The organism is Pseudomonas sp. JY-Q (assembly GCF_001655295.1).
Lineage (GTDB): Bacteria > Pseudomonadota > Gammaproteobacteria > Pseudomonadales > Pseudomonadaceae > Aquipseudomonas > Aquipseudomonas alloputida.
The window spans coordinates 1,840,552-1,861,448 of record NZ_CP011525.1 but is presented as its reverse complement, the minus strand read 5'-3'; the positions used below and the strand labels follow the sequence as shown (position 1 = coordinate 1,861,448).

Below are 20,897 nucleotides of genomic sequence, written 5' to 3'. Positions count from 1 at the left end.
ATAGCCCCAAAAGCTGCGCCAGAGTGTCGCGGTGACCGGTCGGTATCACTATACTGACTCCCCGTTTGTGCACCGCTTCAGTGCATTCGGCTGGAGCGTGTACGCCCTATCACACTCCAATCAGAGCCAAGGTAACAATGAGCCTGTTTTCCGCTGTCGAGCTGGCACCCCGCGACCCTATTCTGGGCCTCAACGAAGCATTCAACGCCGACCCACGTACCGACAAGGTCAACCTGGGCGTAGGCGTGTATTGCAATGAGGAGGGCCGCATTCCGCTGCTGCGCGCCGTGATCGAAGCCGAAACCCAGCGTGCCGCCCAGCACGCTTCGCGCGGCTACCTGCCGATCGACGGCATCGCCACCTACGACCAGGCTGTGCAGAAGCTGCTGTTCGGCGCCGAGTCGCCACTGCTGGCCGCCGGCCGCGTGGTCACCGTGCAGGCCGTCGGTGGTACCGGCGCACTGAAGATCGGTGCCGACTTCCTCAAGCGCCTCTCGCCCAACGCCGTGGTTGCCATCAGCGACCCTAGCTGGGAAAACCACCGTGCGCTGTTCGAATCAGCCGGCTTCCCGGTGCAGACCTACCGCTACTACGATGCGCCGACCAACGACGTCAACCGCGCCGGCATGCTCGAAGACCTCAACGCCCTGCCGTCCGGCTCGATCGTGGTGCTGCACGCCTGCTGCCACAACCCGACCGGTGTCGACCTGAACCTGGACGACTGGAAGAACGTCCTGGAAGTGGTCAAGGCCAAGGGCCACGTGCCGTTCCTCGACATGGCCTACCAGGGCTTTGGTGACGGTATCGCCGAAGACGCCTTCGCCGTGCGCCTGTTCGCCGAGTCGGGCCTGGAGTTCTTTGTTTCCAGCTCGTTCTCCAAATCGTTCTCGCTGTACGGCGAGCGCGTCGGCGCACTGTCGATCGTCACCGCCTCCAAGGACGAGAGCACCCGCGTGCTGTCGCAGGTCAAGCGCGTGATCCGCACCACCTACTCCAACCCGCCAACCCACGGCGCAACCATTGTTGCCACCGTGCTGAACAGCGCAGAACTGCGCCAGATGTGGGAAACCGAACTGGCCGAAATGCGCGAGCGCATCCACGGCATGCGCAAGCAGATGGTTTCGCTGCTGGCCGAATACGGTGCCAACCGCGACTTCAGCTTCGTTGGCCGCCAGGTTGGCATGTTCTCCTACTCGGGCCTGACCGTTGAACAGGTCGCCCGCCTGAAGAACGACTTCGGCATCTATGCCCTGGACACCGGCCGTATCGCGGTGGCCGCGCTGAACCAGAGCAACATCCACGTGGTGACCAAAGCGATCGTGGAAGTGCTGTAACTCATTGTTTTGCCTGGGGGTGGGTTGACTTCTCCCAGGCAATCAGTAAGATACGCGCAGATTCCGCGATAGCTCAGTCGGTAGAGCAAATGACTGTTAATCATTGGGTCCCTGGTTCGAGTCCAGGTCGCGGAGCCAGACATTGAAGAAGCCCCCGGATGCGCAAGCAACCGGGGGCTTTTTCGTTGCGCTGGAATTATTGGCCAAGCACCTCGGTCACTGGCTTGCCCTCGTCCACCAGGCTCCAGACCAGCAAACTGGCCGGCTGGGTTTTGCTGGCGTTGCGTGAAACGCTGTGCACGGTGCCCGGCGCCTCGTACCAATAATCGCCGGCCTTGTAGGTCTTTTCCTGCTCGCTGTTGAGCTTCGATACCACCGCCCCTTCCAGGACGTAAGCCATGACTGCGCCCGGATGCTGATGCGCGGGTGATGCCTCGCCCGGGGCGTAGCTGACGGTGAGCATGACGGCGGTTTTGCCGGGGGCATTAGAGGGCTGCTGTTGTTGCAGGACCTTGACCTGGTCGGCGACATCACCGTGGGCCCAAGCGGGTGTTTGGGCGGCGAGCAGTGCGAAGAGGATGATGGCTAATGGATTCATGAGCTTTCCTGGAGGACAAGTGCCTGCAGGTTAGACCCTGACTGGCTGAAGACAAATGGCCAATCCGGGGGAAAAGCAGGGGGCCGATTTTCGCCTGTACTGGCCCTTTCGCGGGTAAACCCGCTCCTACGACGGCCTGTGCCGCCCTCGATGCGTGCGTAGGAGCGGGTTTACCCGCGAATACGGTGGCGGCGGCAACGGTGAACGGCGGGTGGAAATTGGCTGGCAGGCCCGGCCCATTCGCGGGTGAACCCGCTCCTACGACGGCCTGTGCCGCCCTCGATGCGTGCGTAGGAGCGGGTTTACCCGCGAATACGGTGGCGGCGGCGACGGTGAACGACGGGTGGAAATTGGCTGGCAGGCCCGGCCCATTCGCGGGTTAACCCGCTCCTACATCGGCCTGTGCCGCCCTCGATGCGTGCGTAGGAGCGGGTTTATCCGCGAATACGGTGGCGGCGGCGACGGTGAACGGCGGGTGGAAATTGGCTGGCAGGCCCGGCCCATTCGCGGGTGAACCCGCTCCTACGACGAGCCTGCGCCCAATCACCGATGCGTGTGCAGGAGCGGGTTTACCCGCGAAGAGGCCGACATCGTCAACATAGGCCTCAGCCGCGCCCGATCGGGTAAAACGCCCCCCGACTCCACACCCCAAGCCACTCCTCCCCGTCGATCACATGCGGCACCGCCAGCTCCACCAGTTGGTAAAACACATTGCGATGTATCAGCGCCTCCAGGTTGCTGCGCATCAGCACATACGGTGATGGCTCCTGCGTCACCGGGTCGATCACTACCCGCAGGGGGTTATCCGGCCCCGCCTCGACCTGGTCCTCGACATTGCTGGTAAAGCGCAGCACCTGCTGTTCGCCTTCGCCCTGCACGTCCAGCAGCACGGCCACGAATGGCGCATCGTCGACACGAATGCCAACCTTCTCTACCGGGGTAATCAGGAAGTAGTCATCGCCGTCGCGGCGAATGATGGTAGAGAACAGCCGCACCATCGGCTTGCGCCCGATCGGCGTGCCCAGGTAGTACCAGGTGCCATCGCGGGCGATGCGCATGTCGATGTCACCACAGAAATCCGGGTTCCACAGGTGCACCGGCGGCAGCCCCTTGGCCTTGGGGATCTGCGCCAGAAGGTCATTGGCCTTGCCGGAGTCGCTCATCACGCTTGCCTCATTCACTCATGCCCAGGAGGCTACGAGCGTACTCGCGCATCGGCGCACCAAGCAAATCCTCCGGCGTGTTGTCGTGGAACGTCAACAAACCGCCACGGCTCTTGATGCGTGCGGTGTCGATCAGGTAGCGGGTACTGGTTTCGATCAGCATCATCTGCACCACGCCAGAGTCCCAGCCCAAGCGGTCGACGGCCTGTTCGTCATACCACTCGTCACCATTGCCGATGCGATCGTCAGTACGGGCAAAGCGCGTGTACAACACATAGTCGGCGCCTACCGAGCGCGCCTGGGCAATGGCCTCTTCGAGGCCCAGCGGGCCCTGGGCACGACGCACCATCGGGAAGTATTCGACGAAGCTCTTGAAGGCCTGCTCGGCCACTGCATTCTGCCGAGGCACCGGACCCTTACCCGGCGGCACGAATGCACCCTGACCAATGAAAATGAACGAATCGGGCTGCAGGCGGATCGACAAGGTGCGACGGGTTTCGCTGTGGTCCAGCAGACCGGCATCGCTCATGTGATAGCGGACGCCTTCGCCCATATCGCTGACATTCATGCAGCCGCCCAGCGCCATCAGCGCCAGCAGCAAGACCAGGCTACGCATCTTTCCTCCAGTGGCCGGCGACGAAAAACCGGCGAATAGCCGGCGGATGCAGCTTTTGCGCCAGCTTCAGCCACCGATCACTTTCATGACTGTCACGCCACCGGAGAAGGCCACGTCCTGCTTGTCAGCCAAAGCCTTGACCAACAACCGCTGCAAGGCCGGCAGCGCCTGATGACGCGGTTTTTCCAGCAGGTCGCCGACGAAGTGCCGGTTACCTGACGACAGGCAGCCATGCAGCCAGCCCGTAGAAGACAGGCGCAGCCGCGAGCAGGTCCGGCAAAACGGCACGCTTTCGTTGGCAATGACGCCGAAGTGGCCCCTGCCAGGGATGTGGTAACGCATGGCTGTGGCGTCCAGCGGCGCATTCACCTGGGCGTAGGTATGCTGGCCGCCGATCAGCGCAAGCAGCTGGTCGAGGCCTACAAACTGTTGGAGGAAGGCGTTGCGATCGTGAGAGAGGTGACCCATGCGCATGAGCTCGATGAAGCGCAGCTCGAAGCCGCGCGCGAGGCAGTAATCCAGCAGCGGCAGTACCTGATCAAGGTTTTTCCCGCGCATCGGCACCATATTGACCTTGATTCGCATACCCACGGCGCGGGCCTGCTCCATTGCGTCCAGCACAGTGCCCAGGTCGCCGCCACGGGCAATCTGGCGGAAAGCCAGCGGGTCGAGGGTGTCGAGGGAAACGTTCAGCCGACGAATCCCCGCCGCCTGCAGTTGCGGCAACTTGCGCGCCAGCAACTGGCCGTTGGTGGTCAGCGAGACGTCGTCAAGGTCGAGTTTGGCCACGGCAGCCAGAAAGGCATCCAGGCGCGGGCTGACCAGTGGCTCACCGCCAGTAATCCGCAGACGCTCGATGCCGGCGGCTTCGATCAGATAGGCCACGCCGCGGGCCAGGGCATCCGCAGACAGCTCGTCCTGCGCCGCCACCAGCCGCTTGCCGTCGGGTACGCAGTAGGTGCAAGCGTAGTTGCAGGCAGCCGTCAGGCTGACGCGCAGGTTGCGAAAGCGCCTGCCTTGACGATCGACAATCATGAATGACTCCGGCATGGATGAAGGGGCCGGCAAAACCTGACTCATAAATCAGGTTTTTGCAAGCCCCATGAGCAATGCCGAATGTCCAGACGATAGCGAAACGCTTTGGGCTGCACTGCCGCGCAGAGAACGCACGACGCAGTGCTTATGGGAGCGGGCGTACCCGCGAAGAATCAAACGCGGTGCCTGGCACGGGCTGCGCCGGTGTTCGCGGGCGCGCCCGCCCCCATAGGGCCCGCGCAGTTTCGCGCAAGGCTCAGTTCGAGGGTTCCGGGTCGCGCTTGCGCTTGTTGCCCATACGCACGCCAATGTCCATCAGGAACTGGAAGAAGCCTTCCTGGTCCTCCAGCACATTGCTCCAGAACGGCGAGTGGTACAGCGCCACAGCGCCGTGCACCAGCGCCCAGGCAGCGCAGTAGTGGAAATACGGCGGCACGTCTTCGAGCTTGCCTTCGCTGATACGGCCCTTGATCAGCTGGGTCAGGCGGTCGAAGTTGGAGGCACGGATGCTGTGCAGCTGCTCGACCATTTCCGGCACCTGATTGCCCTTGACCACCTTTTCTTCAAGGCGGTCGAACAGCCGGTAGCGTTGCGGATCGCGCATGCGGAACTCGAAGTAGGCGCGCGACAGCGCTTCCTTGTCACGGTCGACGTCGGCCGAGTGCAACAGCTCGTTCAGGTCACGCTCGTAATCGAGCATCAGGCGCAGGTAGATCTCCGCCTTGGACTTGAAGTGCTTGTAGATCGTGCCTTTGCCGATGCCCACGGCGTCGGCGATCATCTCGACGGTGACGCTGTCTTCACCTTGCTCGAGAAACAGCTTGAGCGCGGTATCGAGGATTTCCTGTTCGCGACGGCGAAACTCACGGACCTTACGAGGTTCTTTCTGCATGGGAAGGACTGGATGACAATCGAAGCGGTTTATTATGCCTAACTTGCGGGAAATTGCACGGATCATCCACGCATGTCTGTGTTTCACGATGCATACAGCCATGCGCTGCGGGAGGAATGAAACGTTGGCGTATTCCAAATCTGTTTAAAAAACGTCCAATATGCACTGGCACTGCGCCAAACCTGACCAATACTTGAAGTGTTGGCGCGGCGCATCCCCCCCAGTGGCGCGCCGATAAAGGTGCTCAGGGACCGCGTACCTTTGTTTTACTCCTAATGGTCTTAACCCGGATTCCTCCCCCAGAACCCGGGTTTTTTTTGTGGGGAGGATGGTGTGACGGCTGCCAGGTGCGTGCCGCAAGATTCTCAGCGCCTGTGAGATCGAGCGCCGCCCGCGCGGCGCTTCGCGGGTAAACCCGCTCCTACGTTTGTTTCGGGCCAATTAGGCCTGTGGGATTTGCGCGCGAACGCCTTGGCGCACGCCTCGATATCGCGCCGTACAAACAAGGCGGTCGCGCGCGCCTGGCACAGAAGGGAGATCGGGCGCCGCCCGCGCGGCGCTTCGCGGGGAAACCCGCTCCTACGCTTGTTTCGGGCCAATTAGGCCCGTGGGATTTGCGCGCGAACGCCTTGGCGCACCCCTCGATATCGCGTCGTACAAACAAGGCGGTCGCGCGCGCCTGGCACAGAAGGGAGATCGGGCGCCGCCCGCGCGGCGCTTCGCGGGTAAACCCGCTCCTACGCTTGTTTCGGGCCAATTAGGCCTGTGGGATTTGCGCGCGAACGCCTTGGCGCACGCCTCGATATCGCGTCGTACAAACAAGGCGGTCGCGCGCGCCTGGCACAGGACGGACTGGCCCGAAACAAACGTAGGAGCGGGTTTACCCGCGAAGCGCCGCGCGGGCGGCGCTCGATCTCATAGGCGCTGCAAGGGCTGTGGCAGGCACCTTGTGCCCCTCACACAATCTCTAACCCCGGTGAATCAATCCACACGCGCCAACGGGAACAGCCGCTTGAAGTTGGCGGTAGTCTGCTCGGCCAACTGCTCATAACTGGCCCCACGCAACGAAGCCACATACTCCGCCACCTCCCGCACGTACTGCGGCAGGTTCGGCTTGCCCCGGTACGGAATTGGCGCCAGGTAGGGCGAATCGGTCTCCACCAGCAAGCGATCGACAGGCACCTGCCGCGCTACTTCCCGCAAGGCATCAGCATTGCGGAAGGTCACGATGCCCGACAGCGAAATGTAATAACCCAGGTCCAGCGCCGCCTTGGCCATGTCCCAGTCTTCGGTGAAGCAGTGCAGCACACCCGCTTGCGGCAGGCTCGCCTCACGCAGCAGCGCCAGGGTATCGGCGCGCGCTGCCCGGGTATGCACGATCACCGGCTTGCCGGTCTGCCTGGAGGCCTCAAGGTGCAGGCGGAACGAAGCCTGCTGCAGCTCTGCCGCCTCTGGCTCATAGTGGTAATCCAGCCCGGTTTCACCAATCGCCACCACATGCGGGTGGGCCAATTCGCGCAACAGCCACTCCAACGCCGGGGTTTCGCCAGGGGCCAGGTCCAGCGGGTGCACGCCCACCGAGCAGTCGACGTCAGCGTACTGCTCGCTCAGCGCCTTCACTGCACCCGCATTCTCGGCACTGACGCCAATGCACAGGAAATGCCCGACCCCACGCTCACGCGCCGCCTGCAGGGCAGCATCGAGGGAGCCCTGGTGGGCACTGAGGTCAAGACGGTCGAGGTGGCAATGGGAATCTACGAGCATGGGATAACGGCACACATGAAAAATGGGAAATCAGCGGGCACCCGGCAGTTGCAGCCAGTGAGCCAGCAGCGATTCAAGCAACAAGGCACGGTTGAGGTTGGCCTTGCCCAGCACCTTCTGGCGCTGCTCGAGGATCCAGGCCTGCACTTCCAGCACCTTGGCCTGGCGGCTCTTCTGCGCCAGGTATTGCACGACCTTGCGCATATCGGCCAAGCCTAACCCTTCCTCGTCCTGGGTCAACTGGTAGCGCAGGATCAGGTGCGACCAATCGCAGAACCAGTCGAACAGCAGCAACAACGGCACACCGCTCCAGGCATCGGCCAGCTGGCTGGGCGATTGCTGCTGCTTGAGCAGCTTCTTCACCCCATCGGCCACCAGCGCGCGTTGCTCGCGCACACCCTGCGCCTGCAGGCTGACCGCCATCAATGGCGAGCCCGCTGCCAGCGTCAGCAGCTCATCGCGCTCGACCTCGTCGCAGTCGGGTAACGCGCCAGCCAGCCATGCCTGGCTCTGGGCCAGGCTGGGCTGCGGGCAGGCCACCTGCTGGCAGCGGCTCTTGATCGTCGGCAACAGACGGCTGGGCTGGTGCGTCACCAGCAACAACACGGTGTCACCGGAAGGTTCTTCAAGGCTTTTGAGCAGGGCGTTTGAGGCGTTTACATTCATCGCCTCCACCGGCTCGATCAACACCACCTTGCGCCCGCCCAACTGCGCGGTCTGCACCACAAAGGCCACCAGCTCCCGTACCTGGTCGACCTTGATCGGCTTGTCAGCCTCCTCCGGCTCGAGGACGAAGTTGTCCGGGTGGCTGCCGGCCTTGAGCAACAGGCACGACTTACACGCCCCACAAGCGTCCAGGCCCTGCGGCTGCTGGCACAACAGGCGCGCCATCAGGCGCTCGGCCATGGCCCGCTTGCCAATACCCTGCGGCCCATGCAGCAGATAAGCGTGGGCGTGGCGGCTGCGACCGGCCAGTTGCTGCCACAGCGCCTGCTGCCAAGGGTAGGCCTCAGCCACGGCAACGCTCCAGAATGCCTGGCAGCAGAGCGTCGATGTCACGCTGCACAGCCTCCAGGGATTGTGCCGCATCAAGCAGGCTGTAGCGCTGTGGCGCGCCTTGGGCGCGCTGCAGGTACGCCTGGCGCACTGCTTCGAAGAACGCCTGCCCTTCCTGCTCGAATCGGTCCAGGCGGCCACGGGCAGCGGCGCGGGCAAGGCCCACTTCTACCGGCAGGTCGAAGACCAGGGTCAGGTCCGGGCGCAGGTCGCCCTGGACGAATTGCTCCAGAACCGCGATACGCTCTACCGACAAACCACGACCGCCGCCCTGATAGGCATAGGTGGCGTCCGTGAAACGGTCACACAGCACCACAGCCCCGCGTGCCAGCGCCGGCCGGATGACCTGCGCCAGGTGCTGGGCGCGAGCGGCGAACACCAGCAGCAGCTCGGTGTCGGCCGCCATGCCTTCGTCGCTGGGCGTCAGCAACAGTTCACGCACCTTTTCCGCCAGCGGCGTACCGCCTGGCTCACGGGTCAGCACCACGTCCAGGCCGTGCTCGCGCAGGCGCGCGGCCAGGTAGTCGCGATTGGTGCTCTTGCCCGCGCCTTCGGGGCCTTCCAAAGTTATAAACAAGCCGCTCACAGGCAGTCCTTAATGTTGTTCGTCAGGCGTCGGCCGCTCGGCCGCTTGCGCACCGCCGGCAGGGGCATCCTGCGCGGGCGCTTGATCGGGGGCTGGCTGCGCAGCTGGCTCGTCCGCTGCTGGGGGCTCAGGGCGCTGCGCATCGTCGGCGCCCGACGCCTGTTCGGCATCATCGGCCCCTGGCTTGGCCTCTTGCTGCGGCGCGGGGCTGGAGCGGTAGTCCGACCGGCGCTTGAGCTGGAACTCGCGCACTGCCGAATTGTGGTCGTCGAGGTCGTCGGAAAACACATGGCTGCCATCGCCGCGGGCGACGAAGTAAAGGCTGGTGCCATTGGACGGGTTCAGCGCCGCGTGAATCGCCTCGCGGCCGACCATGGCGATCGGGGTCGGTGGCAGCCCAGTGATGGTGTAAGTGTTGTAGGGCGTTGGCTCGCGCAGGTCGGCGCGGGTGATCTTGCCGTTATAGCGTTCACCCATGCCATAGATAACCGTCGGGTCGGTCTGCAGCATCATACCCAGGCGCATGCGCCGCACGAACACGCCGGCGATCTGCCCGCGCTCCTGCGGAATGCCGGTTTCCTTTTCGACCAGGGAGGCCATGATCAGCGCCTGGTAAGGGTCACGATACGGCAGGTCGGTGGAGCGCTCGGCCCACTCCTTGGCCAGCACTTCGTCCAGACGCATGTAGGCCTGCTGCAGCAACTCGACATCGGTCATACCCCGCACGAAGCGGTAAGTGTCGGGGAAGAAGCGGCCTTCGGGGAATACACCGGTATGGCCGAGCTTGTCCATGACCTCGGCATCCGACAAGCCGTCCAGGGTATGCTTGATCTTTTCATGCTTGGCCACGGCCGCACGCACCTGACGGAAGGTCCAGCCTTCGACCAGGGTGAGGTTGTACTGCACCACGTCGGCACGGCGCCAGGCGTCGAACAACTGCTCGACGGTCATCCCAGGGGTAAGACGGTACTCGCCAGTGTGCAGCGGGGTGCCGGCCATGTTGAAGCGCCAGTACAAACGCAACCAGACAGCATCGTCAAGCAACCCATCTCTTTGCATGCTGTAGAACATGCGGTTGGGGTTAGTGCCATTGGGCACATCCAGCAGGCGCTCCTGCGTGACGTGCAGGGGCTGCTCCAGGACCGAGTTGACCTTCCAGGCCGACCAGCCAAACGCCAGGCCGGCAAGGATCAAGCCCATTTCCAGCAACAGCAGGAATTTACGTCTCACGAATTCAGGTTTCCAGTAACGTACGGGCAACGGCCTGCAGTTTACGAGTGAGCGGGCCCGGCGACCAGTTTAGCGCGGCTACGCCACACACGGGCCAAATGCCGTAAACGCTATTGCAAACAAATACTTCATCCGCTTGCTCAAGCGCCTCGAACGACAGGTCGCAGACATGTGCCGCAATACCCAGCAGCGGGGCCTGTTCCAGCAGTGCGGCACGCATCACGCCCGCCACGCCACAACGGCTAAGGTCGGCGGTAAGCAACACGCCATCGCGCACCAGAAACAGATTGCTGTATACCCCTTCGATCACCCTGCCCTGCGCGTCACGCATCAGGCCTTCGGCATGGTCGCTGTCCTGCCATTCGGCACGGGCCAGCACCTGCTCCAGGCGGTTAAGGTGTTTGAGGCCGGCCAGCAGTGGTTGTTCCCCAAGCCGGGTCTGGCAAGGGAACAAACGCACGCCATGCTCAGCATGCTCGACAGGATAGCGGGGTAATGGGCTGCCTTGCAGGATACGCCGCGGCGCTGCATCGACAGCTGGCGCATAGCCACGCTGGCTATCGCCACGGGTAAGGATAAGTTTGACGACACCCTCACCCAGCTGGCTGGCGTAACGCAGCAGCTCGTCGCGCACCAGCGCCAGGTCGGTGTTGATCGCCAAGCGCTGGCAGCCCAGTGCCAGGCGTGCAAGGTGGCCGTCCAGCAAGCTGGGCTGGGCACCTCGCACGGCGATGGTTTCGAACAGGCCATCGCCGTAGGCCAGGCCGCGGTTCTGCAGGTTGAGTGCAGTCGCCGGCTGGCCGTCGATCCAGCTGTGCATCAGTCGGCAAACCGGCGGAATACCAGCGAGCCGTTGGTGCCGCCAAAGCCGAACGAGTTGGACAGCACCACGTCGATCGGCATGCTGCGCGCCTGGTGGGGAACGAAGTCGAGGTCACACCCTTCGTCCGGCTCGTCCAGGTTGATGGTCGGTGGGGCCATCTGGCTATTGATTGCCAGCACGCTGAAGATCGCTTCCACCGCGCCTGCGGCGCCCAGCAGGTGGCCCGTCATCGACTTGGTCGAGCTGACCGCCAGCTTGTAGGCATGCTCGCCGAACACGCGCTTGATCGCCGCCACTTCGGCCACATCGCCCGCTGGGGTAGAAGTGCCGTGGGCGTTGATGTAGCTGACGTCTTCCGGCTGGATACCGGCATCGCGCAAGGCGTTGGCCATGCAGCGGGCAGCGCCTTCGCCAGAGTCGGGCGGCGACGTCATGTGGTAGGCGTCGCCGCTCATGCCAAAGCCAACCAGTTCGGCGTAGATAGTCGCCCCGCGGGCCTTGGCGTGCTCCAGCTCCTCGAGCACCAGGGCCCCAGCACCGTCGGACAACACAAACCCGTCACGCCCCTTGTCCCACGGCCGGCTGGCCCGGCTGGGTTCATCGTTGCGGGTAGACAGCGCGCGCGAAGCGCCAAAACCGCCCATGCCCAGACCACAAGCCGCCATTTCGGCGCCACCGGCGATCATCACATCAGCTTCACCGTAGGCGATATTGCGCGCGGCCATGCCGATGCAATGGGTGCCGGTGGTGCACGCAGTGGCGATGGCATAGTTCGGCCCTTGCAGGCCCAGGTGGATCGACAGGAAACCGGAGATCATGTTGATGATCGAGCCCGGCACGAAGAACGGCGAAATGCGGCGCGGCCCTGAATCGTGCAGGGTGCGGCTGGTTTCTTCGATGTTGGTCAGACCACCGATACCCGAGCCCATGGCCACGCCAATACGCTCGCGGTTGGCATCGGTGACCTCCAGGCCGGCATTACGCACAGCCTGGAAACCAGCCGCCAGGCCGTACTGGATGAACAGGTCGAGCTTGCGGGCCTCTTTGGCCGACAGGTACTGCTCAACCTCGAAGCCTTTCACCGAGCCGCCAAAACGGGTGGAGTAGGCAGACAGGTCCGTGTGTTCGATCGGACCAATGCCACTGCGGCCAGCCAGAATGCCCTGCCAGGTGCTCGGTACATCGGTACCCAGTGGCGACAGCATACCCATACCGGTGACCACGACGCGTCTACGCGACACAGTACTCTCCTTTTCTAATAACAGAGTCTCTTGCCATTGCATTCAAGCGCTGGAATGAAATGGCAACAAGCTCTTGGTGCGCGGTGAACGAAGCCGCCTGAAAAATGCGAGGCGCTCGCAAAGAAAAAACCGCACGCCAGCGAAGGCAGTGCGGTTTTCCCCGACAAGAAACGTCGACTGTAGCGTCTTAGGCCTGGTGGGCTTTGACGTAGTCGATGGCAGCTTGAACGGTAGTGATCTTCTCGGCTTCTTCGTCAGGGATTTCGGTCTCGAATTCCTCTTCCAGAGCCATCACCAGTTCAACGGTGTCAAGCGAATCGGCACCCAGGTCATCGACGAAGGACTTAGTCTCAGTCACTTCTTCTTCCTTGACGCCCAGTTGCTCGGCGACGATTTTCTTGACGCGTTCTTCGATGGTGCTCATACCTAGTTTTCACTCCTAATGGATATATGTCAGGCAGCTGGCCGGTGGCTAATTTTATAGAAAGACGTTCGCTTTTCAAGCTAAACGCACCTTCAGGCTAGTCACCACACCCGCTGCCTGGAATCTGGTTGCAGCTTTATAACGGATTTTAGGCTCGCAGTATGACTCTTTTTTTACGAAACCCGTCACATTGAGTTGCAGTATTACATGTACATCCCGCCGTTGACCGGCACGGTAGCGCCGGTCACGTAGGCGGCGCCGTCGGACGCCAGGAACGAAACCACCTTGGCAATTTCGTCAGCCTGGCCCAGGCGGCCCAGCGGAATCTGGGTCTGCAGGGCTTCGCGCTGAGCTTCTGGCAGCTCGCGGGTCATGTCGGTATCGATGAAGCCTGGGGTCACCGAGTTGACGGTGATACCACGCGAACCCACTTCACGCGCCAGGGCGCGGCTGAAACCTTCCAGACCGGCCTTGGCAGCCGCGTAGTTGGCCTGACCTGCGTTACCCATGGCACCAACGACCGAGCCGATGCTGATGATACGACCCCAACGTGCCTTGGTCATGCCACGCAGCACGCCCTTGGACAGACGGTAGAGGCTGTTGAGGTTGGTGTCGATGACATCGAACCACTCGTCGTCTTTCATGCGCAGCATCAGGTTGTCGCGGGTGATACCGGCGTTGTTGACGAGGATGGCCGGCGCACCGAACTGCTCGCCAATGGCGGCCAGCACGGCTTCAACCGATTCGGCGCTGGTCACGTTCAGCTCCATGCCGGTGCCGGTGATGCCGTGTTCTTTCAGGGTGGCAGCGATGCGCTCGGCGCCGGACGCCGACGTGGCGGTACCGATCACGGTCGCGCCCTGGCGGCCCAGCTCGAGGGCGATGGCCTGGCCAATGCCACGGCTGGCGCCGGTAACCAGTGCAACTTTACCTTGCAGGCTCATGCAAGCTTCTCCAAATCAGGCCAGTGCCGCGCGAGTGGCAGCAACGGCGTCAGGGGTGTTGAGGTTGTAGGTGGTCACGCCGTCGGCGCAACGCTTGTTAAGGCCAGCCAGGACCTTGCCCGGGCCACACTCGACCAGGTTGACCGCACCGTTGGCGGCCAGGGTCTGCACGCACTCGACCCAGCGCACCGGCTGGTACAGCTGTGCCAGCAGGTCGTGCTTGAGGGCATCGAGGTCGGCGCCGACGGCGGCAGTGACGTTCTGTACCACCGGAATCTGCGGGGCCCTCCATTCGATGGCATTGACCGAATCGGCAAAGCGCTCGGCGGCGGGCTTCATCAGGGCGCAGTGCGACGGGACGCTCACCGCCAGTGGCAGGGCGCGCTTGGCACCTTTGGCCTTGCACAGTTCCATGGCGCGATCTACCGCTGCCTTGTTACCGGCGATGACCACCTGACCAGGCGAGTTGAAGTTCACGGCGCTGACCACTTCATCTTCAGCGGCTTCGGCGCAGATTTCCACGACCACAGCATCGTCCAGGCCGAGAATGGCAGCCATGGCGCCATGACCGGCCGGTACGGCTTCCTGCATCAGCTGACCGCGGCGCTCGACCAGGCGAACGGCATCTTTCAGGCTGATGCTGCCGGCGGCGACCAGGGCACTGTATTCGCCCAGGCTGTGACCGGAAACGAAGGCCGGCTTGGCACCGCCCTCTTCCAGCCACAGGCGCCACAGTGCGATGGACGCAGTAAGGATCGCCGGCTGGGTCTTGTCGGTCTGGTTAAGTTGCTCTTCCGGGCCGTCCTGGACCAGCTTCCACAGGTCGTAGCCGAGCGCTTCGGACGCTTCCTTGAAGGTTTCGATGATCACTGGCTTCTCGGCGCCGAGCTCGGCGAGCATGCCCAGCGACTGGGAACCTTGACCGGGAAAGACGAATGCGAGGGATGCAGACATTGAACAAGCCCTTATGATCTTGTCGTCGGATAGTGTGCGCCAGGCCCGAGGCCAGGCGCGGAATCTGAAAACTTGGATGGAAACACAGACCAAGCGGTCACATTTAAGCACTTCATCGGCGAAATGCCTAAGGCAACAGGTCTTCAAGGCGGCCATGCAGCCGCTGCGGCAGGTTTTCCTGAATTTCGATCAGCGCCCGCTGGATGGCACTCTGAAACCCCTGCACGCCCGCCGAGCCATGACTCTTGATGACGATACCCTGTAGCCCCAGAAAGCTCGCCCCATTATGCCGCGCCGGCGCCAGGTCGGCCTGCAGACGCTTGAGCAGCGGCATGGCAACGGCCCCGGCAACGCGGGCAAAAGCACCGCCCTTGAACAGTTTTTCGATGCGCGCACCGATCATCGTCGCCAGGCCCTCGCTGGACTTGAGCAGTATGTTGCCGACAAAACCGTCGCACACCACCACGTCTGCCTCACCCCGGTACAGGCCATCCCCTTCGACGAAACCGACATAGTTGAGCCCACGGGCGCCCTGCAACAACGTGGCAGCCAGCTTGACCTGCTGGTTACCCTTGATGTCCTCGGTACCGATGTTCAACAGCGCCACGCGTGGCCGATGCACACCCAGGGCCTGAGCGGCCACCGAGCCCATTACCGCGAACTGGTAGAGGTTTTCGGCGCTGCAGTCGACATTGGCGCCCAGATCGAGCAATTGACAGTAACCCGTCTGGGTCGGGATCGCCGCCACCATGGCCGGCCGGTCGATACCCGGCAGGGTCTTGAGCACGAAGCGCGACAACGCCATCAGCGCCCCGGTATTGCCGGCACTGACACAGGCCTGGGCTTTTCCGTCGCGCACCAGTTCGAGGGCGATGCGCATCGACGAATCCGGCTTGCCGCGCAACGCCTGGGATGGCCGCTCGTCCATGCCGACCACCTCACTGGCGGCCACAATCTGCAGGCGCGCGCGATCCGCAGCTGGCAAGCCACTGATGAGATCTTCAAGGAGGGAGGGTTGACCGACGAGGGTCAGGTGGAGCGAGGGGGTAGCCGAAAGGCAGGCAATGCTAGCCTGGACAATGCTGCGGGGACCGAAGTCCCCGCCCATTGCGTCGATCGCGATGACCTGAGCGGACAAGGATTACTCGTCAGCGCCCTTGTCGACCACTTTACGACCACGGTAAACGCCTTCTGGCGAAACGTGGTGACGCAGGTGAACTTCACCGGTGGTTTTCTCTACCGACAGCGCGTTTTCCGACAGAGCGTCGTGCGAACGGCGCATGTCACGGGCAGAGCGGGATTTTTTGTTCTGCTGAACAGCCATAATTGATTAACTCCTAAACGTTTGGGTCACGCTTTAACTGCGCCAAAACACTGAACGGGTTGGACCGCGATACCTCGTCCTTGCTCGATTCGGGCTCGTCTGCGCCCGCCGGCTGCTGGCATTCTTCCGGATGATGAGCAGGCACGATTGGCAAGGCGAGCAAAAGCTCCTCCTCGACCAATGCCTGCAGATCCAAAGGATCTTCGCCCAGTTCCAGCACGTCATAGCCTTTCGGCAACGACTGGGTATTCGCACCCTCCTTCACCACGGCGTATGTACATTCGCTGTGGACCGGTAGGGTGACCAGCTCAAGACAACGCTGGCAAACCATCTTGACTTCGACGTCCAGCTCGCTGTGGATTACCACCACGTGCTGTTCATCTCGTTCAAAATCGAACTTCGCCTGCACCGTACCGACATTGTCGGAAAGCGGGTCGCAGAGTCTTTCCAAATCAGCGAGTTGCAGCGAACCGTTAAGGGTTACGCCACGATCGGCTAATTTGCGCGGGTCAACGTGAGGTGGAATCGGGTCATTCAACATAGGCGCAGCATTCTAGGGATGCCCCCCGCCCCTGTCAAAGGAAATTAGGCGGCATCGTGCGTGATAGAATTGGTTCAACCGAACCCGGAGTCTACCATGCTTCCTTTGTTACTGGCTTCCAGCTCTGCCTATCGCCGCGAACTGCTCGCTCGCCTGCACCTGCCCTTCACCTGGGCAAGCCCCGATATAGACGAGCAGCGCCGGCAAGACGAGCCAGCCGTTGAGCTGGTACGCCGCCTTGCCAGGCAAAAAGCCGAGGCCTTGGCGGACAGCCATCCCAGGCACCTGATTATCGGGTCGGACCAGGTAGCTGTGTTGGGCGAACAGGTGCTGGGTAAGCCGCACACCTTCGAGCGGGCTTGCGAGCAACTGCTCGAGTGTAGCGGGCAGCAGGTGAGCTTTCTGACTGGACTGGCACTGCTGAACAGCGCCACCGGGCAATGCCAGGTGGATTGCGTGCCGTTTACCGTCACGATGCGCGAATTGAGCCGCGAGCGCGTGGAGCGCTACGTCGCGACGGAACAGCCGCTGGATTGCGCAGGGAGCTTCAAGGCGGAGGGGTTGGGGGTGAGCCTGTTCCAGAGCACCCATGGGTGCGATGCAACCAGCCTGATCGGGCTGCCACTGATTCGGCTGGTGGATATGCTGACCAAGGAAGGGGTGGTGGTTCCGTAGCCTGGCTGGAGATTTTGGCGCCCGACGGATCGAGCGCCGCCCGGGAGGGTGAACGATCGGGGATATTGGCCGGCAGGTCCGGCCTATTCGCGGGTAAACCCGCTCCTACAACGGGCGTGGCGACACCAGCTCATGCTCGCGAATGCGATGGTGCTGCGACGGTGAAAGGCCAGGGTATTGGACGGCAGGTCCGGCCTATTCGCGGGTAAACCCGCCCCTACAACGCACCGCTGGGCACCCCGATCGATGAGCGCGCCGCGCGGGCGGCGCTCGATCTGCCAGACACCACAAGAACTGCGACGAACTCAACGCAACTGCGGCCCCTGGAACCCCATCCACATCGCCAGGTGCTCAGCCACGCTGGCACCCACGCGCTTGGAGAAGCGATCGAAAGGCGACTCCTGAACGGTGAAGTCCACCAACTCCTTCTCCCCCACGATCTCACGCGCCACATAGCTGGCACTGCCCAAGCCATCCACCAGCCCCAGCGCCTTGGCCTGCTCACCCGACCAGATAAGGCCACTGAACAACTCCGGATGCTCCTTGTCCTTCAGGCGCTCACCCCGCCCCTGCTTGACCATGGCGATGAACTGCTGGTGCGTGGTATCCAGCACGCCCTGCCAGAACCGGGTCTCTTCTGGTTTTTCCGGCGAAAACGGATCAAGGAACGCCTTGTGCTCACCCGATGTATAGGCACGCCGCTCGACCCCAAGCTTCTCCATGGTACCAACAAAGCCATAACCCGCCGCCGTCACCCCAATGGAACCCACCAGGCTGGCCTTGTCGGCATAGATCTCGTCCGCCGCACTGGCGATATAATAGGCACCGGAAGCCCCAAGGTCGGCGATCACCGCATACAGCTTGATGGCGGGATATTCGGCACGCAGGCGACGGATTTCGTCATACACGTAACCCGCCTGCACCGGGCTGCCACCCGGGCTGTTGATGCGCATCACCACAGCCTTGGTCTTGTCGTCCTTGAACGCCTCTCGCAGGCTCTTGACGATGTTATCGGCGCTGGCAGCCTCCTGATCGGCAATCACCCCCCGCACCTCGACCAACGCGGTATGACTGGCACTGCGCGAAGCGGCCTTGTCCATGTCCATCAGCGGCGAGAACAACGCCAGAATGCCGAACAGGTAGACGAAGGTCAGCAGCTTGAAGAAGATCCCCCAGCGCCGCGACCGTCGCTGCTCCTGCACGCTCGCCAGCAAGGTCTTTTCCAGGAGCTTCCAGCTGTTGCGCTCTTCGCGTTCCCCGGGCTCGGGCTCAGGGGCTTTCCATTCGTCTGCCATGCTTACCTACCTTGGAAGTGGAATTGCGGAACCACCCAGCCACTCGCGCAACTGGGAAAAGTGATCGATACATACCTGCGGGCCAAACTCGGCCAGCGCCTGCAGCGACATGGCACCATAGCCAACCGCCACCGAATGCATGCCGGCATTGCTGGCCATCTGCAGGTCGAATGCCGAATCTCCGACCATCAGCGCACGCGACGGTTCGACGCCACAATGCCCGAGGATTTCCTCAAGCATCAGCGGGTGTGGCTTGCCACGGGTCTCGTCAGCGGCACGGGTGATGTCGAAGAACCGCTCCCAGCCATTGGCCTTGAGCACCCGATCCAGCCCGCGACGAGCCTTGCCGGTGGCCACCGCAAGGCGGTAACCCTCGGCGCGAAAGGCATCCAGCGACTCGACCACGCCATCGAACAGCGGCGAAGGTTGCTGATCCAGTGCGACGTAGACATCGGCATAGTGCTGGCGGAAGCTGGCAACCTCTGCGGGCACCAGGTGCGGGTACAAGGTGTGGATCGCCTCGTCCAAGGCCAGGCCGATGATACCCTTGACCGCATCATCGCTGCTCTGTGCCTCGCCGGCACGCTCTGCGGCGACATTCATGGCCTCGACGATACGACCAATGGAATCGGCCAGGGTGCCGTCCCAGTCGAAGATCAGTAGCTCATAGCCTTTTTTCATGGATCAGGACGCACTCAAACGTTCAACGGTTTTCGCCCATACCTCATCCACAGGCGCCTCGAGCTTCAACTCGCCACCGTCGGGCAGCGGTACAGTCAACGCGTAGGCATGCAGGAACAGGCGCTTGCCACCCAACTCGCGAATTTCCCGGCTGAAGTCTTCGTCGCCGTATTTGCTGTCGCCAGCGATCATGTGCCCGGCATGCAAGGTGTGCACGCGGATCTGATGAGTACGACCGGTGATCGGGCGCGCCTCGACAATGGTGGCAAAGTCGCCAAAGCGGCGCAGCACGCGAAACAGGGTCAGGGCCTCCTTGCCTTCATCGTTCACCTCGACCATGCGCTCGCCGGAACGCAGGTTGCTCTTGAGCAACGGCGCGTTAACCTGCTTTTTCGAGGTTGGCCAGTGGCCGCGCACCAGCGCCATGTAGCGCTTGTCGACACCATCGCCGCGCAGGGCGGCATGCAGGTGGCGCAGCATGCTGCGCTTCTTGGCGATCATCAACAGACCAGACGTGTCGCGATCCAGGCGGTGCACCAGCTCCAGCTCCTTGGCGTCCGGGCGCAACTGGCGCAGCGCCTCGATCACCCCGAAGCTCAGGCCGCTGCCGCCGTGCACGGCGATGCCGGCCGGCTTGTTCATCACGATAAGCGCCTTGTCCTCGTAGACAATGGCGGCTTCCAGACGCTGCAGCAGGCCTTGGGCCACCGGCGCCGGTTCGTCTCGTTCCGGCAAGCGGACGGGCGGAACGCGCACGATGTCGCCGGCCTGGATCTTGTACTCCGGCTTGACGCGGCCCTTGTTGACCCTCACCTCACCCTTGCGCAGGATGCGGTAGACCAGTGTCTTGGGCACGCCCTTGAGGGCCGTGATGAGGAAATTATCGATGCGTTGGCCGGCAAGCTCCGGCGCGACTTCGATCAGCTGAACGCCGGAAGTCGGAGGGGTATTGGTCGTCATTGCGAGATCATAACAATTTTTTATGGAATTGAAGCACTTAATCATTGCTGCTATAGTCGCGAACGCCGCCAAAAGCGGCAGGCCAGCGGCACCAGGCTCTTTGCCGGTCCTTGACCTTCGCAATTCTCCAGGACGCGAGGCCGTCCTACGGGGTTTTCGCCAGTTTACCGAAATGCCTGGAATCGCCACCAGCGCCGTGTAGAGAAGACCGAAAAAAAACGACAAGTGCGGTGTTTCACCTGCTTACCCGATTCTTTTCGCTGCACCTCTGCCCGCGAGTCGCTTCCACGCATCGCCCGGCGAATGCTTCGGAAATACCTGCCTTGGACATGAATGGCGCCAGCGCAGAACCAGCGCTGGCGAAAAATGCAACCCGTTGCGGATTCAGCGCGCGGCAGCACCCGAATTATCAGGGATACGTGCAGGGTGGAGATGCACAGCCCTCGGACCGTGTAGCACCGCGTCCGGCCACCAGCCCACTGACGGCTGGTGAGCGGATAAGGTCCTGAACAGATGCCCTCCGGGCGTCCACGGCTGACGGTTGATTCCTCCTCCTGACTGAGTGCACAAGGCCCGCTTGGTTGATTCGGATACCTATTCGAAGCCACCGGGGCCTTGTTGGCACCGCAGCAAACAGGACGCGTCGTCGCGACAACGGCAGGCTGGGCAACCGGCTGGTGCCGAACGTCGCTCGACACGGGGGTGGCCCGGCCACCCTTTGCGCACCTTGGCACCGACCATGAGACGTCGTGTGTGCCGAA

The 20,897-nt window shown here is 62.5% G+C and carries 22 protein-coding genes and 1 tRNA gene; 3 read left to right on the top strand and 20 right to left on the bottom strand.

The window, feature by feature from the left end:
• The first annotated feature begins 137 nt into the window (after window positions 1-137).
• Window positions 138-1,334 (top strand): amino acid aminotransferase, encoded by a 1,197-nt coding sequence (locus AA098_RS08370; protein WP_003247178.1) that lies wholly within the window; start codon window positions 138-140, stop codon window positions 1,332-1,334.
• Window positions 1,335-1,396: 62 nt separating this feature from the next.
• Window positions 1,397-1,472 (top strand) — tRNA-Asn (locus tag AA098_RS08365).
• Window positions 1,473-1,530: 58 nt separating this feature from the next.
• On the opposite strand, the gene AA098_RS08360 is transcribed toward AA098_RS08365, so the two are convergent.
• From AA098_RS08360 to AA098_RS08280, 17 genes are all read right to left on the bottom strand, one after another.
• Entirely contained in the window at window positions 1,531-1,932 is a 402-nt protein-coding gene (locus AA098_RS08360) for a cupin domain-containing protein (RefSeq protein WP_003247176.1), read from the bottom strand.
• 605 nt (window positions 1,933-2,537) lie between these two features.
• On the bottom strand, window positions 2,538-3,095 hold the full coding sequence (locus tag AA098_RS08355) for a DUF1285 domain-containing protein (protein ID WP_003247173.1): 558 nt from the start codon (window positions 3,093-3,095) through the stop codon (window positions 2,538-2,540).
• A 10-nt stretch (window positions 3,096-3,105) separates the two neighbouring features.
• Window positions 3,106-3,711 (bottom strand): DUF4823 domain-containing protein, encoded by a 606-nt coding sequence (locus AA098_RS08350; protein ID WP_003247172.1) that lies wholly within the window; start codon window positions 3,709-3,711, stop codon window positions 3,106-3,108.
• A 66-nt stretch (window positions 3,712-3,777) separates the two neighbouring features.
• Window positions 3,778-4,746, bottom strand: a complete 969-nt coding sequence (locus tag AA098_RS08345) for a GTP 3',8-cyclase MoaA (RefSeq protein WP_003247171.1) — start codon at window positions 4,744-4,746, stop codon at window positions 3,778-3,780.
• 256 nt (window positions 4,747-5,002) lie between these two features.
• Window positions 5,003-5,638, bottom strand: a complete 636-nt coding sequence (locus AA098_RS08340; protein ID WP_003247170.1) for a TetR/AcrR family transcriptional regulator — start codon at window positions 5,636-5,638, stop codon at window positions 5,003-5,005.
• A gap of 981 nt (window positions 5,639-6,619) precedes the next feature.
• Window positions 6,620-7,402, bottom strand: a complete 783-nt coding sequence (locus AA098_RS08335; RefSeq protein WP_003247169.1) for a TatD family hydrolase — start codon at window positions 7,400-7,402, stop codon at window positions 6,620-6,622.
• Between the two features lie 30 nt (window positions 7,403-7,432).
• Window positions 7,433-8,419, bottom strand: a complete 987-nt coding sequence (locus AA098_RS08330) for a DNA polymerase III subunit delta' (RefSeq protein ID WP_003247167.1) — start codon at window positions 8,417-8,419, stop codon at window positions 7,433-7,435.
• Entirely contained in the window at window positions 8,412-9,044 is a 633-nt protein-coding gene (gene tmk, locus AA098_RS08325; protein ID WP_012053289.1) for a dTMP kinase, read from the bottom strand. The genes AA098_RS08330 and tmk overlap by 8 nt, the downstream gene beginning before the upstream one ends.
• A 9-nt stretch (window positions 9,045-9,053) precedes the next feature.
• Window positions 9,054-10,274 (bottom strand): endolytic transglycosylase MltG, encoded by a 1,221-nt coding sequence (gene mltG, locus AA098_RS08320; RefSeq protein ID WP_060539090.1) that lies wholly within the window; start codon window positions 10,272-10,274, stop codon window positions 9,054-9,056.
• 4 nt (window positions 10,275-10,278) lie between these two features.
• Complete coding sequence (gene pabC / locus AA098_RS08315) at window positions 10,279-11,094, bottom strand: aminodeoxychorismate lyase (RefSeq protein WP_003247163.1); 816 nt, start codon at window positions 11,092-11,094, stop codon at window positions 10,279-10,281.
• Complete coding sequence (gene fabF, locus AA098_RS08310) at window positions 11,094-12,338, bottom strand: beta-ketoacyl-ACP synthase II (protein WP_003247162.1); 1,245 nt, start codon at window positions 12,336-12,338, stop codon at window positions 11,094-11,096. Before fabF ends, pabC begins: the two co-directional genes overlap by 1 nt.
• Before the next feature lie 187 nt (window positions 12,339-12,525).
• Entirely contained in the window at window positions 12,526-12,762 is a 237-nt protein-coding gene (gene acpP / locus AA098_RS08305; protein WP_003247161.1) for an acyl carrier protein, read from the bottom strand.
• A gap of 203 nt (window positions 12,763-12,965) precedes the next feature.
• A complete protein-coding gene (fabG, locus tag AA098_RS08300; protein ID WP_003247160.1) occupies window positions 12,966-13,706 on the bottom strand; it encodes a 3-oxoacyl-ACP reductase FabG in 741 nt (246 codons plus the stop codon).
• A 15-nt stretch (window positions 13,707-13,721) separates the two neighbouring features.
• Entirely contained in the window at window positions 13,722-14,660 is a 939-nt protein-coding gene (gene fabD, locus AA098_RS08295) for an ACP S-malonyltransferase (RefSeq protein ID WP_064614051.1), read from the bottom strand.
• Between the two features lie 127 nt (window positions 14,661-14,787).
• Window positions 14,788-15,798 carry a phosphate acyltransferase PlsX gene (gene plsX / locus AA098_RS08290; RefSeq protein ID WP_080634975.1) on the bottom strand — a complete coding sequence of 337 codons (1,011 nt, stop codon included), beginning with the start codon at window positions 15,796-15,798 and terminating at the stop codon, window positions 14,788-14,790.
• Between the two features lie 3 nt (window positions 15,799-15,801).
• Window positions 15,802-15,984, bottom strand: coding sequence for a 50S ribosomal protein L32 (rpmF, locus tag AA098_RS08285; RefSeq protein ID WP_003247154.1), 183 nt, complete (start codon window positions 15,982-15,984; stop codon window positions 15,802-15,804).
• 13 nt (window positions 15,985-15,997) lie between these two features.
• Window positions 15,998-16,525 carry a YceD family protein gene (locus AA098_RS08280; RefSeq protein WP_003247153.1) on the bottom strand — a complete coding sequence of 176 codons (528 nt, stop codon included), beginning with the start codon at window positions 16,523-16,525 and terminating at the stop codon, window positions 15,998-16,000.
• A 96-nt stretch (window positions 16,526-16,621) separates the two neighbouring features.
• Between AA098_RS08280 and AA098_RS08275 the strand changes: the two genes are divergently transcribed.
• A complete protein-coding gene (locus tag AA098_RS08275) occupies window positions 16,622-17,200 on the top strand; it encodes a nucleoside triphosphate pyrophosphatase (protein WP_004576625.1) in 579 nt (192 codons plus the stop codon).
• 305 nt (window positions 17,201-17,505) lie between these two features.
• On the opposite strand, the gene AA098_RS08270 is transcribed toward AA098_RS08275, so the two are convergent.
• From AA098_RS08270 to rluC, 3 genes are read right to left on the bottom strand one after another with little or no spacing between them, the layout of a single operon-like run.
• Window positions 17,506-18,495 (bottom strand): S49 family peptidase, encoded by a 990-nt coding sequence (locus tag AA098_RS08270; protein WP_004576624.1) that lies wholly within the window; start codon window positions 18,493-18,495, stop codon window positions 17,506-17,508.
• A gap of 6 nt (window positions 18,496-18,501) precedes the next feature.
• Window positions 18,502-19,176 carry an HAD family hydrolase gene (locus AA098_RS08265; protein WP_004576623.1) on the bottom strand — a complete coding sequence of 225 codons (675 nt, stop codon included), beginning with the start codon at window positions 19,174-19,176 and terminating at the stop codon, window positions 18,502-18,504.
• 3 nt (window positions 19,177-19,179) lie between these two features.
• A complete protein-coding gene (gene rluC, locus AA098_RS08260; RefSeq protein ID WP_003247149.1) occupies window positions 19,180-20,136 on the bottom strand; it encodes a 23S rRNA pseudouridine(955/2504/2580) synthase RluC in 957 nt (318 codons plus the stop codon).
• Window positions 20,137-20,897: the final 761 nt, after the last annotated feature.

What these genes read in the sequence shown, in the direction of transcription:
- AA098_RS08370 (WP_003247178.1), top strand. Translation starts at nt 138, where the DNA reads ATGAGCCTGTTTTCCGCTGTCGAGCTGGCACCCCGCGACCCTATTCTG.
- AA098_RS08360 (WP_003247176.1), bottom strand. Translation starts at nt 1,932, where the DNA reads ATGAATCCATTAGCCATCATCCTCTTCGCACTGCTCGCCGCCCAAACA.
- AA098_RS08355 (WP_003247173.1), bottom strand. Translation starts at nt 3,095, where the DNA reads ATGAGCGACTCCGGCAAGGCCAATGACCTTCTGGCGCAGATCCCCAAG.
- AA098_RS08350 (WP_003247172.1), bottom strand. Translation starts at nt 3,711, where the DNA reads ATGCGTAGCCTGGTCTTGCTGCTGGCGCTGATGGCGCTGGGCGGCTGC.
- AA098_RS08345 (WP_003247171.1), bottom strand. Translation starts at nt 4,746, where the DNA reads ATGATTGTCGATCGTCAAGGCAGGCGCTTTCGCAACCTGCGCGTCAGC.
- AA098_RS08340 (WP_003247170.1), bottom strand. Translation starts at nt 5,638, where the DNA reads ATGCAGAAAGAACCTCGTAAGGTCCGTGAGTTTCGCCGTCGCGAACAG.
- AA098_RS08335 (WP_003247169.1), bottom strand. Translation starts at nt 7,402, where the DNA reads ATGCTCGTAGATTCCCATTGCCACCTCGACCGTCTTGACCTCAGTGCC.
- pabC (WP_003247163.1), bottom strand. Translation starts at nt 11,094, where the DNA reads ATGCACAGCTGGATCGACGGCCAGCCGGCGACTGCACTCAACCTGCAG.
- acpP (WP_003247161.1), bottom strand. Translation starts at nt 12,762, where the DNA reads ATGAGCACCATCGAAGAACGCGTCAAGAAAATCGTCGCCGAGCAACTG.
- fabG (WP_003247160.1), bottom strand. Translation starts at nt 13,706, where the DNA reads ATGAGCCTGCAAGGTAAAGTTGCACTGGTTACCGGCGCCAGCCGTGGC.
- fabD (WP_064614051.1), bottom strand. Translation starts at nt 14,660, where the DNA reads ATGTCTGCATCCCTCGCATTCGTCTTTCCCGGTCAAGGTTCCCAGTCG.
- rpmF (WP_003247154.1), bottom strand. Translation starts at nt 15,984, where the DNA reads ATGGCTGTTCAGCAGAACAAAAAATCCCGCTCTGCCCGTGACATGCGC.
- AA098_RS08280 (WP_003247153.1), bottom strand. Translation starts at nt 16,525, where the DNA reads ATGTTGAATGACCCGATTCCACCTCACGTTGACCCGCGCAAATTAGCC.
- AA098_RS08275 (WP_004576625.1), top strand. Translation starts at nt 16,622, where the DNA reads ATGCTTCCTTTGTTACTGGCTTCCAGCTCTGCCTATCGCCGCGAACTG.
- AA098_RS08270 (WP_004576624.1), bottom strand. Translation starts at nt 18,495, where the DNA reads ATGGCAGACGAATGGAAAGCCCCTGAGCCCGAGCCCGGGGAACGCGAA.
- AA098_RS08265 (WP_004576623.1), bottom strand. Translation starts at nt 19,176, where the DNA reads ATGAAAAAAGGCTATGAGCTACTGATCTTCGACTGGGACGGCACCCTG.
- rluC (WP_003247149.1), bottom strand. Translation starts at nt 20,136, where the DNA reads ATGACGACCAATACCCCTCCGACTTCCGGCGTTCAGCTGATCGAAGTC.